The 14,941-nt window shown below is 43.3% G+C and carries 10 protein-coding genes; 5 read left to right on the forward strand and 5 right to left on the reverse strand.

The genetic code is table 11. The features are described 5' to 3' along the window. Nucleotides 1-127: 127 nt before the first annotated feature. Entirely contained in the window at nt 128-3,814 is a 3,687-nt protein-coding gene (locus tag PTE_RS01045) for an AAA family ATPase (protein ID WP_036842378.1), read from the reverse strand. Next, entirely contained in the window at nt 3,811-5,046 is a 1,236-nt protein-coding gene (sbcD, locus tag PTE_RS01050; protein WP_036842379.1) for an exonuclease subunit SbcD, read from the reverse strand. Before sbcD ends, PTE_RS01045 begins: the two co-directional genes overlap by 4 nt. Before the next feature lie 261 nt (nt 5,047-5,307). Here sbcD and phoB point away from each other — a divergent pair, with 261 nt between their 5' ends. The 3 genes from phoB to brnQ all read left to right on the forward strand — a co-directional run bounded on the left by phoB (nt 5,308) and on the right by brnQ (nt 9,039). After that, the gene (gene phoB, locus PTE_RS01055) at nt 5,308-5,997 is read left to right on the forward strand and encodes a phosphate regulon transcriptional regulator PhoB (protein ID WP_036842382.1); all 690 of its coding nucleotides are present in this window, start codon (nt 5,308-5,310) and stop codon (nt 5,995-5,997) included. A 23-nt stretch (nt 5,998-6,020) separates the two neighbouring features. Then, a complete protein-coding gene (phoR, locus tag PTE_RS01060) occupies nt 6,021-7,358 on the forward strand; it encodes a phosphate regulon sensor histidine kinase PhoR (RefSeq protein ID WP_036842384.1) in 1,338 nt (445 codons plus the stop codon). 349 nt (nt 7,359-7,707) lie between these two features. Next, a complete protein-coding gene (gene brnQ / locus PTE_RS01065) occupies nt 7,708-9,039 on the forward strand; it encodes a branched-chain amino acid transport system II carrier protein (protein ID WP_036842386.1) in 1,332 nt (443 codons plus the stop codon). A gap of 125 nt (nt 9,040-9,164) precedes the next feature. On the opposite strand, the gene ggt is transcribed toward brnQ, so the two are convergent. The 3 genes from ggt to PTE_RS01080 form a co-directional block, all read right to left on the reverse strand. Then, complete coding sequence (ggt, locus tag PTE_RS01070) at nt 9,165-10,928, reverse strand: gamma-glutamyltransferase (RefSeq protein WP_036842388.1); 1,764 nt, start codon at nt 10,926-10,928, stop codon at nt 9,165-9,167. Between the two features lie 223 nt (nt 10,929-11,151). Further along, entirely contained in the window at nt 11,152-11,754 is a 603-nt protein-coding gene (locus tag PTE_RS01075; protein WP_036842390.1) for a peroxiredoxin C, read from the reverse strand. A gap of 160 nt (nt 11,755-11,914) precedes the next feature. Further along, complete coding sequence (locus tag PTE_RS01080) at nt 11,915-12,535, reverse strand: acyl carrier protein phosphodiesterase (RefSeq protein ID WP_036842391.1); 621 nt, start codon at nt 12,533-12,535, stop codon at nt 11,915-11,917. Between the two features lie 104 nt (nt 12,536-12,639). On the opposite strand from PTE_RS01080, the gene queA reads away from it, so the two are divergent. Then, nucleotides 12,640-13,707 carry a tRNA preQ1(34) S-adenosylmethionine ribosyltransferase-isomerase QueA gene (gene queA / locus PTE_RS01085; protein ID WP_036842393.1) on the forward strand — a complete coding sequence of 356 codons (1,068 nt, stop codon included), beginning with the start codon at nt 12,640-12,642 and terminating at the stop codon, nt 13,705-13,707. Nucleotides 13,708-13,767: 60 nt separating this feature from the next. Continuing rightward, nucleotides 13,768-14,892, forward strand: coding sequence for a tRNA guanosine(34) transglycosylase Tgt (tgt, locus tag PTE_RS01090; protein WP_036842395.1), 1,125 nt, complete (start codon nt 13,768-13,770; stop codon nt 14,890-14,892). Nucleotides 14,893-14,941: the final 49 nt, after the last annotated feature.

Raw genomic sequence — 14,941 nt, forward strand, 5'->3', positions numbered from 1 at the left:
AAGTTAGGTAAATGTAAAATAAACGGAGTATAGAATCGTTGATAAATGAATTAAATATGGCAGGATAAACAAAGTGGAATCCTGCCATGGCGCTTTCATTTTAGTGATGGTTTTTTATTATTTTCCGCTATTGTTTATCATAACGAAACTCAGGTGAAAGTTTACTTATTCCAAGTCCATTAATTTTTTTAACCTTAATCTGTACTGGGATCCGTTCTTTCATGGCTTCGACGTGGCTTATAACACCAATGGTTTTCCCGGAAGCATTCAGATGGTCCAGAGCATCAAGCGCAATATCGAGGGTTTCTGGATCAAGTGTGCCAAAGCCTTCATCCAGGAACAGTGAATCAATACAGGTTTTATTGCTGACTAAGTCAGACAAAGCTAAAGCCAGAGCGAGGCTGACCAGAAAACTTTCACCACCGGAAAGGGTTTTGGTATCACGAATGGCATCGGCTTGCCAGGTATCAACAACTTGTAGTTCAAGACCGTCACTGTTTTTGCGTTGCAAATAATAGCGTCCGTGAAGTTTTCTCAACCGTTGATTGGCAAGATGAACCAGATGATCCAGTGTTAGCCCTTGGGCAAAACGGCGGAATTTAGCGCCATCTGCTGAACCAATCAGGTTATTAAGGTAACTCCAGTCATCATAATTTTGTTGGCAATGGTTGATCTCTTCCAGCAAGGATTTTTGTTGTTGGCGGCGTACTGCGTCATTACTAAGCAGGTTTCTCAATTCTCCTTGTTGTAAGGTGTTTCTTTTCAGCTCATCAGTGATGTTTTCCAACTGTTCAGTCAATTGTGGTTTTGTATGTTGAGCAAGTAACTCAGGGCGATTTTTCAGATGTTGTTGCAGGGCTTCTGCTGCTTTTTGACACAAGGCTTTGACCTGTATCTGTTGTTGTTCGAGCTGTTCTTTGAGTTGTTGCAACGCTTTACGTTGCTCTGGTGATAATAGGGCGGCTTCAAAGGTACTCTGATCGGCAAATATGCTTTTTGCTAACGCAGAGTTGAAATTCTGTTCTGCCAGCTGTTTTTGTTGTTCAGCTTGTTTGCTGTTTTTTTCTGTCTCATGAATTGCGCCGGTAAGCTGGTTGATACTGGATTGTGCCTGTTGCAGAGATGACAGTATCTGTTTGTACTCTTCTTCCAACTGCTGAGATTGTTGCTGTAATGCCTGAGTAATTTTCGCGACCAACTGTTCACCAAATAGTTTTTGGCGCTGCTGTTGCGTATCTGCGAGTTGCTGTTTCTGTTGTTGTTCTTTTTGATTAAATACGTTTAAACGGGATGCATATTCTTCTTTTTGTTTACTCAGTGATTCAATCTGGTTTTGAACGATGGCTTGTTCTTTTTGAATCTGTTGCCAATTTTCACGGCAGTTTTGATATACCTGCCACTCATTTCTACGTTGTTGCAGCCAGTTTTCAGCATCATTCAGGATCGGCAGTGATAAATCATATTCCTGTAATTCAGAAGTCATTTTTTCGATAATATCAGCCAGCTTACTCTGTTGTTGCTGTATCTCTGGTTGCAGTTCAGACAGGTGTTTTTTCAGGGCATTGTATTGTTGTTTATTTAGTTCAATGCCTTGCTCCATTTTTTTAATCTGTTCTGTATGTATTGTTAGTGTTTTTTCTGTTTTTTGATGTTCTTTTTCTGCCAGTTCAAACTCGGCTAATTGGGCCAGACAAAGCTGATAAGCCGATTGGTTCTGTTGTACAAATGCTTCAAGCGCCGGTTTATCTGAAGGAGAAATTTCAGTTTGTAATGTTTCGCAAGTTTGCTGCCATTGTTGAATTAATGAATTCAATTTTGGTTCAGCGTCAGCAACTTCTTGCAAAATATGGTTGTATTGTTGCTGTTGAAACTCGTTTTTATTAACTAACGATATTTTGGTAGTTTGTAGTTCTTCACATTCCTGACGTAAATCTTTTAGCCGTTGTTCTGATTTTGGCAATTCAATCTTTTGATAAGCTTGAATAGCCGGATGATGTTCAGAACCGCAAAGTGGACAAGGAACGCCTTCTTTGAGTTGTGCCCGTTCTTTTTCCAGGCTGACAATTTTTTGTTCTAACTGAATACGTTGAGAAAGATCTGCTAAATGTTGCTGTTTGTCTGAGAGTTGTTTATCAATAGCTTCAATTTGAACAGGAAGTTCCTTTAATAATCTTTCCGGTTGTTGTAAACGAACATGATTACTGGCAATCATGGCTTGTAATTGCAGGATCTGCGGGGACAGTATTTCCAGTTTATGTTGCAGCGGCAGTTGTGCCTGATGTTCAATTAATTGTTTTTGTAATCTTTCCGGTGAATATTGCTTTTGCAGATGAAAAAATTGCTGTTCTGCTTGTTCAAACGCCAGTTTCAGTGGTTGGTTATTTTCAATCTGTTGTTTTAGGTCTGCTTCTTGTTTATGCAGACTAGTGTTGAGCTGTGTGATTTCGGTGGTGAGCTTGTCAATTTTTTGAGTCTGGTGATCAATCTGTTGCTGCTGCTCTTGCCACCAGGAGAATTGGTGTTGCCAGAAAGCAATTTTTTCACCGAAATATTGATGATAAACCTGCTGTTCGAAATAGTTTTCCAGTTGTTTTCTTTGATTAGTTAATGATAGGGCGTGCTGATTTGCCGCGTTATATTGCTGGTCATTGTTTTCAAATGCTACTTTCTGTTCGCCGATTTGTTGCAGGGTAAGATTAAGATCTTTAGTCTGACCATCAATCTGATGATCCAATGGGATCACCTGTTCTGATATCAGTTTTTCTTGTTGTTGTCGGTGTTGTTGATGTGCTTCTCTGGCAGAATCGGCATCAGTCGCTTTTTGTTGTATCGGCGTGAATGTCTGCTGCTGTTGTTGAAGTTGCTGATGCATATCTTCCAACTGCTTATTGATTCTCTGATGCTCATATTGAGTTCGGTTTTTGTCATCCAATAATGGACGAAGTATTTCTGCTGGTTCACTGTTAGCCAGTTTTTGCAGTTGCGGTTCTGCATGGGTAAGCGCGTTTTCTGCCTGTTGTAAAATAACCTGATTTTCAGTAGCAAATTGTTGAAGTTCTTCCTCACGGATCAACCATTGCTCCGAATGTTGCAGGGTTTTAATTTGTTGATTCAGCTGTGATTCAGAATCAGCGAGTTGTTGCTGTTGCTCGAGATATTGTTGATGCTGTTCTTCCGTTAACAAATCAATGGCAGAGGCTTTGGCTTGCAGAATACTCAGTTCTGATTGGGCTTCTTTATGTTGCTGGTAAATTTGCTGGGATAAAATACCGTAAATTTCAGTACCGGTTAATTCTTCTAATAAATCAGCCCGTTCATTGGGCTGAGCATTGAGGAAAGCAGCGAAGTCGCCTTGGGATAACAGCATGGATTTGGTGAAACGACCGTAATCCAATCCGGTAATTTCGATAATTTTCTCTTTCTTATCCTGGATCTTATCTGCCAGAATTTTGCCGTTGCTGCTGAATGCGAGTTCCACTTTCGGGGCTTGCAGATTGCCGTCCGGCTGGTTGCGCGCTCGCCGTTGGCTCCAGAAAGCGCGGTAAGCGACACCTTTCACTTCAAACTCAACCTCAGCCAGGGATTCTGCTGTGTGGCGGGTCATCAGCTCATTTTGTGATGCCGAAACTGTCAATCGCGGTGTTTCGTGATAAAGCGCAAGGCAGATGGCATCCAGTAAGGTGGTTTTACCCGCACCGGTAGGGCCGGTTATGGCGAACAGACCGCTGCTGGCAAACGGCTCTGTTGTGAAATCAATCTTCCATTCACCTTGTAATGAATTAATGTTTTTCAGCCGCAGACTCAGAATTTTCATGCCTGTTCCTCCTTGTTTTTATCCTGATAGAGATTATTCAGTGTTTGTTCGAAAAGGGTGGTCAGACGTTTTTTGTGTTCTTCATCTTCAAGTTCTGATTGCTCAAGCCGCCGGGTAAAAACCTCGTTAACGCTGAGTTCTGTCAGGGTTTCTCTGTTTTCTTGTGCCAGCATATTGTGCCGTTGTGTTTTACTACGCCGCAGCAGAATGACTTCGACAGGAAGTTTTGTAACCATTGATTGAATTCTTTTTTGGATATCGTGGAGGTAATCTTGTGTGGCAACTTCAATATCCAGCCAGACGGGTCGCTCACCTTTATAGTCATTAAACGTTTGTAATTGTTGTTCAATTTGTTGCAGATCACCCCTGATAAGTTGTATAGGCTGATATTGAGGAATGGGTAAAAGTTTAATGGATTCCAATTTGTCTTGGGTAAATTCCACTAAACAGACACTTTTCTCCTGCCCGACTTCATCAAAACTGAGTGGTATGGGGGAACCGCTGTAGCGAATATGTTCAGATTTGGCGACGAGTTGCGGCCGGTGAATATGCCCAAGTGCAATATAGTCCGCCGGTGGGAAAGCTTGTGCCGGGAAGGCATCAAGTGTACCAATATAAATATCCCGGACTGAATCTGTGGCAGAGGCACCAACGGTGGTGAGATGCCCGGTGGCAATAACAGGTAAGGGTAAATTCAACTCATCACGTAACTTACATGCTTGCTGATAGAGTCGATCATAGTGTTCTGCAATCGCTTCCTGTAATGCCAGTTGTTTTTGTTCTCCTGACTGGCCCGACTGGCTGGTCATAATATCTCTTGGTCGCAGAAAAGGGATTGCACAGAGGATGGCGCCAGCTTGACCTTCCCTAGTGTTAAGTGTTTTTATCTGTTTTTGTGGATCTTCGTCAGCATTTGCAATAACGGTGGTATTCAGGCAGGAAAGCAGCTCTTTTGATTCATTCAACGTTGCCACGGAATCATGATTACCACCCAAGATAATTAACTGACAGCCAGTAGGTTGCAGTTCAACAACAAAGCGATTATATAATTCACGGGCGTAACTGGGTGGTGAGCCGGTATCAAATACATCTCCGGCAACAATTAATGCATCGACCTGGTAATTTTCAACCTGTTTAATCAGCCAACGCAGAAAATGTTGATGTTCAGCAGCCCGGCTTTTTGTAAAAAAATATTGACCAAGATGCCAGTCCGAAGTGTGAATAATACGCATAGTGCCACCGCAATGGGTTAAAGTGAATGATGATTATAATGGCTATATTCTAAATGTCGCCGTTAAATCTGGCTTCGTGAATATATCTCCGAGCCGCCTCGCATTCATGATGAAATATGACAGTTGTTTAAATTAATTATTGCGAAACAGATTGCAGGTGAAGGATAACCGAGGCAGGATTTCATAAATCTGTCATAAATCTGACGCATAATGCCTTTTAAAACTCAGTCGCGTTTATCTCAATATTTAACAGGATTAACCATGATAAGACGTATTCTGGTCGTTGAAGATGAAGCTCCGATTCGTGAGATGGTCTGTTTTGTGCTGGAAAAAAATGGCTATCAGCCGGTAGAGGCGGAAGATTATGATTCTGCGCTGGCATGTTTGTCTGAACCCTATCCTGATTTGGTGTTATTGGATTGGATGATCCCCGGGGGTTCTGGTTTGCAGATAATCAAGCAAATGAAACGGGATAATAATGTCCGTGATATTCCGGTGATGATGCTGACAGCACGTGGTGAAGAGGAAGATCGGGTTCGCGGCCTCGAAGTTGGGGCCGATGACTATATAACCAAGCCTTTCTCTCCTAAAGAGCTGGTTGCCAGAGTCAAAGCGGTATTGCGGCGTATTTCACCTATGGTGATGGAAGATATCATTGAAATGGATGGCTTGGTTTTGGATGCCACTTCCCATCGTGTAACCAGCCAGGATCTGGCTCTGGATATGGGGCCGACCGAATTTAAATTGCTTCATTTCTTTATGACTCATCCTGAGCGGGTCTACAGCCGTGAACAGTTGCTCAATTATGTTTGGGGAGCAAATGTTTATGTTGAAGACAGAACTGTCGATGTCCATATTCGACGTTTACGTAAAGTCTTAGAGATTGGAGGTCATGATAAAATGGTGCAGACCGTTCGTGGGACTGGTTATCGTTTTTCTACCCGTTACTGAGTTTGCGCACCGGAGAACCTGATGTGTTAGAACGTTTATCCTGGAAAAAACTGGTTTCAGAACTGTTTCTTTTTTGTTTGCCTGCATTAATTTTGTCGATATTTATTGGTCATTTATCCTGGTGTTTGTTTGCTTCGGTATTTTTGGCGCTGATATGGCATGGCTATAATTTGCTGAAACTTTCGGATTGGTTATGGTTAGATCGCAGGATGTTGCCGCCGTCGGGAAGAGGGGGATGGGAGCCGATTTTTTACGGTATTCACCAAATGCAGCAACGGAACCGGAAACGGCGCCGTGAACTGGCGTTATTGATCAAACGGTTTCGTAGTGGCGCTGAGTTATTGCCGGATGCCATTGTTATGATGACAACCGAAGGTAATATTTTCTGGTGTAACCGTTTGGCCCAGCATTTACTGGGTTTCCGTTGGCCTGAGGACCATGGGCAGCCTATTTTTAATTTACTTCGCTATCCTGATTTTAATCGGTATATGCTTTCCAGGGATTTTACGCGTCCGTTATCAATAGAGTTAAATAACGGCTTCACTGTTGAGTTTAGGGTTATGCCTTACTCTGAAGAGCAACTATTAATGGTTGCCAGGGATGTGACGCAGAAACGGGCCCTGGAAAATGCCCGCCGTGACTTTTTTGCAAATGTCAGCCATGAAATGCGTACGCCTTTAACCGTATTACAGGGTTATCTGGAAGTCATGCAAGATCAGGAAGTGTCTGGTTCGCTGAATAATAAAGCGCTGAATACGATGCAGGAGCAAGCCCGGAGGATGGATAGTTTGGTGAAGCAATTATTGCAGCTTTCTAAAATTGAAGCCGCTCCTCAGATTGATATGAATGAAGTGGTTGATGTGCCTCTGATACTTAAGGTATTGCGTCAGGAAGCCGCTGCGCTTGGTAATGAATGCTATAAAATTAATTTTGATATTGGTGAAAAACTAAAAGTTTTCGGCAATGAAGAGCAGCTTCGCAGTGCAATGTCGAATCTGGTTTATAACGCAGTTAACCATACCCCGAAAGGCACTCAGATTGATGTCAGTTGGAAAAAGAACTCCCACGGTGCTGAGTTTACTGTGAAAGATAATGGACCAGGTATCAATGCAGAACATTTACCCCGTTTGACCGAACGTTTTTATCGGGTAGATAAAGCCCGTTCCAGACAAACAGGGGGAAGTGGCCTCGGTCTTGCTATTGTTAAGCATGCTTTACATCATCACCATTCCCACCTTGAAATCTCCAGTGAAATAGGACAAGGAGCAACCTTCAGTTTTACTTTACTGTCAGGATTGATTGTACCGGATAGAATAACCAGTAAAAGAGATAAGGATAGTTTGATTAAAAGTAATAATTAATCTTCGCAATTAATCATTAGCTTTACAGGTTAAAAAAAACGCAAATCATATAGTGTGTATTCAATGATAGCTAACAGCAATCACTGGTTTTGAAAAAGAGTGCGGCATATAGTTCTGCATTATGGTTTATCTATTGCCTTCTAGCGCTATAAAAGTTTTACTTGTGGGCAGTTGCTGGCGATTCTATCTATAATAACCACTATAGTTTTGTATTCAACAGATACTGGTGAATATTATTTTGATAATAAATCGTTAAATTAGGGTTCAATATTGCCAATGTAGGCTTAACTATTGGCGGTATTTATATTATTCAAGCCATTAAAATGGTAACAAAAAATTAACAATTATTATGACAAATCGTTTATCATCTAAGGATATTTGGGCGTTAGGGTTTATGACCTTTGCCCTGTTTGTAGGGGCGGGAAATATTATTTTTCCTCCTATGGTGGGATTACAATCGGGTGAATATGTTTGGGTAGCTGCATTAGGCTTTCTAGTCACTGCGGTTGGTTTACCGGTCATTACAATCATTGCGTTGGCAAAAGTAGGCGGTGGTATTGAAGAGCTGAGTTCACCCATTGGTAAGGTTGCGGGGTTGCTGCTGGCGACGGTTTGTTATCTGGCTGTTGGCCCTTTATTCGCAATTCCACGTACTGCAACGGTTTCTTTTGAAGTGGGTATTGCTCCCCTTGCCGGTTCGGGTGAATTACCGCTCTTTATTTACAGTCTGATTTATTTTGCCCTGGTAATTGCTGTCTCGCTTTATCCTGGTCGTTTACTTGATACTGTCGGGCATGTGCTAGCGCCCATTAAAATGCTGGCGTTAGGTATACTGGGTGTTGCTGCTCTACTTTGGCCTGCGGGGGCCTCAATTCCTGCAATTGATGCTTATCAGCAAATCCCATTCTCCAGTGGTTTCGTTAATGGTTATCTGACGATGGATACCTTGGGCGCGATGGTATTTGGTATTGTTATCGTTAATGCGGCGCGTTCAAGAGGTGTTGCTTCATCGTCATTGTTGACCCGTTATGCGACGTGGGCAGGGGTGATTGCCGGGTTCGGTCTGGTGCTGGTTTATCTGTCTCTGTTCAAACTGGGTTCTGGCAGTGGATCATTGATTCCTCATGCGGAAAATGGCGCTGTAATTTTGCATGCCTATGTTCAGCATACTTTTGGTGGTGTTGGCGCTCTTTTCCTCGCCGTGTTGATTTTTGTCGCCTGTATGGTGACTGCGGTTGGATTGACTTGTGCGTGTGCTGAGTTTTTCAGCCGTTATCTGCCTCTGTCTTACCGCTCATTGGTTTTGATCCTGGGTTTATTCTCCATGCTGACTTCTAACCTTGGTTTGAGTCATTTGATCAATATTTCTATTCCGGTACTGACTGCGATTTATCCACCTTGTATCGTTTTGATTGTTCTGAGTTTTACTCTGCGCTGGTGGAATAATTTCAGCCGTATTTTGGCTTCGGTTATGTTAATCAGTCTGCTGTTTGGCATTTTAGATGCTATCAAGTCATCAGAAACCTTGGTGTATTTATTTCCAAACTGGGCAACTCGTTTACCATTGGCTGATCAAGGGTTAGCTTGGTTAGCTCCCTCCCTGTTGGTTCTGGTTGTGTTTGGTGCTTATGACCGTATTTGGGGGCGTTCTGGTTCACAAGAAAGTCAAAGTCATCAGTGACAATGGTCCGTTTATTTGACCGTTCGTCATCGTCAGATCGTTAGAGAAAGTGCGGGATGGCGTGCCTGAGAAAGGTATTCCATCCCGCTGTTACATAGTTTGCTGGTTTCTTTAACTATCTGTCATCAGTAACCAATAGCAGCACCAGCCGGGCGTCGAACATCATTGGCACCATAGAAATAGTTTTCACGAACTTGACCAGATACGGCGGAATCATTACCCGAAGAACCGGTATTTGAAGCGTCGGCAGCTTTTGGTAAACCAACCATAATCAACTCAGCTGCGCCCCACGGTGTTTGTTCCACCATCTTATATCCCATTTTTTCCAGCAAATTCAGCGAGTCTTTAGAAACACCACGTTGTTCATAATAAACTTCATCTGGTAACCATTGGTGATGAATACGGGGGCTATTGACCGCTTCTTGAGGAGGCATACCGTGATCAATGATGTTTAAGGCAGTTTGTAAAGTGATAGAGATAATACGAGAGCCTCCGGGTGAGCCCAGAACAAGGAATATATTATTGTCTTTAGTGACGAGTGTCGGGCTCATTGATGATAGTGGGCGCTTACCGGGGGCGATAGAGTTAGTCGCACCCTGAACGAGCCCATACAGGTTCTTCTCACCAATTTTTGTCGTGAAATCATCCATTTCATCATTGAGGAAGAAACCGGTTCCAGGTGCGATAACGACAGCACCGAAAAGCCCATTGATTGTATAAGTGGTTGAAACCGCATTACCTTCTTTGTCTACAATAGAGTAGTGTGTGGTTTCTGGTTTCTCATGTGGTTCAATACCCGGCTGAACATTTTCTGATGATGTTGCTTCCCCTGGTTTTATTTTTTTACGCAGAGATTCGGCATAGCTCTTACTTAGTAAGCGATCAATTGGGTTTTTGACAAATTCTGGATCGCCAAGGTGAGTATTTCTGTCCATATAGGCATGACGCATCGCTTCCGTCAGTGTGTGAATATAGTCAGCAGAGTTGAATCCCATTTCTTTGAGGTTGTAACCTTCCAGAATATTCAGGGTTTCACACATTGTTACCCCTCCTGAACTGGGTGGCGGTGAAGAGATAAATTTATAACCGCGATAGCTACAGGTGATGGGGGTTGTTTCTGAGATCTTATAATTGGCGAAATCGGCTTCGGTAATAATGCCGCCTGATTTTTTAGCTGCTTCTGCAACCCGTTTAGGAATATCTCCATGATAGAACGCTTCTTGCCCTTTGTTGGCAATTAATTCCAGTGTATTTGCCAGATCGGTTTGTATCAATCTGTCGCCCGGTTGATAAGGGGAGCCATCTTTGCGCAGGAAGATGCGGGCTGCTTCTGGATCTTTGCGGAAACGTTTGATTGAAGTGTCCAGAATGTCTGTGTCTGCACGGGTCAATATATAACCTTCGCGTGCCAGTTTAATTGCAGGCGCCATGACCTGTTCACGACTGAGTTTGCCATATTTTTTTAGGGTACTGTCCAGCCCCATCACAGTTCCGGGCACTCCAGCGGCCAGGTAGCCATATAAACTGGCTCCTTTAACAACGTTGCCTTCTTTGTCCAGATACATGTTGGCACTTGCCGCATTTGGTGCGGTTTCGCGGAAGTTAATAAAAGTATTTGTGCCATCGGCCAGATGAATTGTCATAAAACCACCGCCGCCGATATTGCCGCAGCATGGGTTTACAACGGCTTGGGCATAGCCAACAGCAACAGCTGCATCAATAGCATTTCCACCTATCTTGAGGATATCCACACCAACTTGTGAAGCAAGGTGTTGGGCTGAGACAACCATGCCATTCTTAGCTTCAACGGCGGGTTCTGAAGCGGCATAAAGATGGGAAGAGATGAGTAAGGATATTATTACCAGTGGTGTTTTCCATGTTTTCAACATGTTGTGAACTCCTGTCGTTTTGCGGGATGATTTGTATAAAGTGGAAGTGCTTGTTTTATTTACATGAATTTTAATGTTAACTAATTGTAAATTTAATTATAAGAGGTGATAGTTATTAGAAAGGTTTATTTTTTGTGCGCAAGGCTGCAAAACGAAGAATTTCAGCGATAAAGAAACCAGTTGGCAGAAGCCAACTGGTCTGAATTATGGGTAACGTTTGAGATTACAGTTTAGATGCGTTCTGAGACAGGTATTTAGCTACGCCGTCTGGAGATGCGCCCATACCTTCTTTACCTTTTTCCCACTGTGCAGGGCATACATCGCCGTGCTCTTCGTGGAATTGTAGTGCGTCAACCATACGCAGCATTTCGTCAATGTTACGACCCAGTGGCAGATCGTTAACAACCTGGTGACGGACAACGCCATTTTTGTCGATCAGGAAAGAGCCACGCAGAGCTACGCCAGCGTCTGGGTGCTCAATACCGTATGATTTTTGAATTTCACGTTTAGTATCAGCAACCATTGCATATTTAACTTCGCCGATACCACCGTTATCGATAGGAGTTTTACGCCATGCGTTGTGGACGAATTCAGAGTCGAAAGAAACACCAACAACTTCAACACCGCGTTTTTTGAACTCTTCGTAGCGGTGGTCGAATGCGATCAGTTCGGAAGGACATACGAAAGTGAAGTCCATTGGCCAGAAGAAGATAACGGCAGGTTTACCGTTCAGGTGTTTTTTCAGGTTGAAATTCCCAACTATTTCGCCGTTGCCAAGGACAGCTGCTGCTGTAAAGTCAGGGGCTTGACGAGTTACCAGAACCATGAGTTACTCCTGTAGTTTTAACCGGGGTTTATGTGAAAATTGGATGTAGAATAAGGAATTAGCGTACATCAATAAAGGGTAAAATACTAATTTTTGCAATAGATTTTACCTATCAATACTTTATTTTTATTTTCTTTACTATAACGCTTTACCCGTGTTGTTAATTGGGTGAGGTTTCCAGTTTCATTTGGGGGAGATTGTAAAAATCTTTATTTTGTGCTTTTTCCATCATAGAGGGATAAAATTGCCAGAATAATGCTTCAAGGTCAGAGTAATGTTGTTCTATATCCTGAAATGATCCCGATAAAGCAGATAATCTGGGATGTCTTCGGGCCATGCCATTTAGTACATTTGCGATAAATGTAAGATCTGCATAGCGGATCAACCAGTTTTGTGACCATAAAAACTCATTCATTTCCTGAAATTTTTCGGGAGTTTTATAAAGATGAGGTTCTATCTGACTGTGGACACGGTGAATAAATGCCGGTAATGAGTCATCGGGAACCAGTTTATCCCAATATCGGGAAAGGAAGTGATCCCAAATAATATCCAATGTAATCGGTGCAACCCGCCGATATTGGCTACTGAACAGGTAACGGGCTTGAATAACCAACGGGTGGGTATCTGTTAATACATCAACCCGTCGATGCATGCGAATGCCTGCAACCACGTCAGCGCTGTATTGTCCCTCTGGATTACCGCGAACAAAATCCGCCATCAGGTTCCCTAACAGGGAGCTTTCAGCCAGAGTAGCTAAATGAAGGTGAGCGAGAAAATTCATCCGGTGATTATAATATAAATCAGCGAAGTTATGTGCTTATTTGTTGCACCCTCAGAGCTGCGGCACTAGACTAGTCCGCTTGTTTTTCTGAATGATTAAATACAATGCGAGTCTCCGATTTTACTTTTGAACTTCCTGACGAAATGATTGCTCATTACCCTCAACCACAACGCAGTGGCTGCCGTCTGCTCTCTCTTGATGGTGAAACAGGGGGGTTAACGCATGGTGTTTTTACGGATGTTCTTGATAAGCTGAATGCCGGGGATTTACTGGTTTTCAATAATACTCGGGTTATACCCGCGCGTATTTTTGGCCGGAAGGCCACCGGCGGTAAACTGGAAGTTCTGGTTGAACGGGTGCTGGATGATAAGCGGGTACTTGCACATGTGCGCGCTTCCAAAGCGCCAAAAGAGGGGGCAGAGCTGTTGCTGGGGGACAGTGAGAACGTTAAAGCGACGATGCTGGCCCGCCATGACACGCTGTTCGAAATACGTTTTGATGATCCGCGTGATGTGCTGTCCATTCTGGATGATGTCGGCCATATGCCTTTGCCGCCTTATATTGATCGCCCTGATGAAGAAGCGGATCGCGAGCTGTATCAAACGGTATACAGTGAACGCCCAGGCGCAGTAGCCGCGCCAACGGCGGGTCTCCATTTTGATGAGCCATTATTGGAAGCCCTGCGTGAAAAAGGGGTGGCAATGGTTTTTGTTACCTTGCATGTAGGGGCCGGTACTTTCCAGCCAGTGCGTGTGGAAACCATTGAAGACCATATTATGCATGCTGAATATGCTGAAGTGCCGCAGGATGTGGTTGATGCTGTCCTGGCATGTAAGGCCCGGGGTAATAAGGTTGTCGCTGTCGGAACAACGTCAGTCCGCTCGTTGGAAAGCGCAGCAAGAGCTTGCCAGGATGGGTTAATTGCGCCATTTTTTAATGATACGCAGATTTTTATCTATCCGGGTTTTGAATATCAGGTTGTTGATGCGCTGATTACCAATTTCCATTTGCCGGAATCGACACTTATTATGCTGGTTTCTGCATTTGCTGGTTATAAAAATACTATGAGCGCTTATAAAGAGGCGGTGGCAGAAAAATACCGTTTCTTTAGTTACGGTGATGCCATGTTTATTCGCCGTAATCCTTTGGCTTGCAAGGAAAAAGTTTCTTAATTTATTGTAATTAATGTATGAAATCAGCATCAGACTGTTTATCTGGTGCCTGGAGGTTAAGTGAAATTTGAATTACAAACTACTGATGGTAAAGCTCGGCGCGGTCGTCTGGTTTTTGAACGTGGCGTTGTGGAAACGCCGGCATTTATGCCTGTGGGGACTTACGGCACAGTAAAAGGCATGACACCGGAAGAAGTGAAAGAAACCGGGGCGCAAATTCTGCTTGGTAATACTTTCCACTTGTGGCTGCGTCCAGGGCAGGAAATCATGAAACTTCATGGTGACTTGCATGGATTTATGCAATGGCATGGCCCGATTTTAACGGATTCAGGCGGTTTTCAGGTATTCAGCCTCGGCGCGATGCGTAAAATCAAAGAGGAAGGTGTACATTTCCGTAATCCAATTAATGGTACGCCTGTTTTCCTTAGCCCGGAAAAATCAATGGAAATCCAGTATGACTTGGGTTCTGATATTGTGATGATTTTTGATGAATGTACGCCATATCCTGCTGATTGGGATTATGCGAAACGTTCGATGGAGATGTCCTTGCGCTGGGCAGCTCGCAGTCGTCAGCGTTTTGATGAATTACAGAATAAAAATGCTTTGTTTGGTATTATTCAAGGGAGCATTTACGAAGATTTACGTGATATCTCAGTAAAAGGTCTGGTAGAGATTGGTTTTGATGGGTACGCTGTAGGCGGTCTGGCGGTTGGGGAGCCTAAAGAAGATATGCACCGTGTTCTTGAACATGTCTGCCCGCAAATCCCGCAGGACAAACCGCGTTATCTGATGGGGGTGGGAAAGCCAGAAGATTTGGTGGAGGGGGTTCGCCGTGGCATTGATATGTTCGATTGTGTAATGCCAACCCGTAATGCCCGTAATGGTCATCTTTTTGTCACCGAGGGTGTCATTAAGATCCGTAATGCCAAACATAAAGAAGATATTTCACCGTTGGATGAGCAATGTGACTGCTATACTTGCCAAAATTATAGCCGTGCGTATTTGCATCATCTTGATCGTTGTAACGAAATTCTCGGTGCAAGGCTGAATACTATCCATAATTTGCGGTATTATCAGCGTCTAATGGCTGGGATCCGTAAAGCCATCGAAGAAGGTAATCTTGAACAGTTTGTTGAAGATTTTTATCAGCGGATTGGTAAACCGGTTCCGCTATTAAATGTTTGACTTAAGTGGTTATTGACTGACCTCAGTGTGTATAGCATATTGCGGTTGG

Source organism: Photorhabdus khanii NC19, from assembly GCF_000517265.1.
Classification (GTDB): domain Bacteria; phylum Pseudomonadota; class Gammaproteobacteria; order Enterobacterales; family Enterobacteriaceae; genus Photorhabdus; species Photorhabdus khanii.

Coding starts and splice junctions, on each gene's coding strand:
- PTE_RS01045 (WP_036842378.1), bottom strand. CDS start 3,814: ATGAAAATTCTGAGTCTGCGGCTGAAAAACATTAATTCATTACAAGGT.
- brnQ (WP_036842386.1), top strand. CDS start 7,708: ATGACAAATCGTTTATCATCTAAGGATATTTGGGCGTTAGGGTTTATG.
- ggt (WP_036842388.1), bottom strand. CDS start 10,928: ATGTTGAAAACATGGAAAACACCACTGGTAATAATATCCTTACTCATC.
- queA (WP_036842393.1), top strand. CDS start 12,640: ATGCGAGTCTCCGATTTTACTTTTGAACTTCCTGACGAAATGATTGCT.
- PTE_RS01080 (WP_036842391.1), bottom strand. CDS start 12,535: ATGAATTTTCTCGCTCACCTTCATTTAGCTACTCTGGCTGAAAGCTCC.
- phoB (WP_036842382.1), top strand. CDS start 5,308: ATGATAAGACGTATTCTGGTCGTTGAAGATGAAGCTCCGATTCGTGAG.
- sbcD (WP_036842379.1), bottom strand. CDS start 5,046: ATGCGTATTATTCACACTTCGGACTGGCATCTTGGTCAATATTTTTTT.
- PTE_RS01075 (WP_036842390.1), bottom strand. CDS start 11,754: ATGGTTCTGGTAACTCGTCAAGCCCCTGACTTTACAGCAGCAGCTGTC.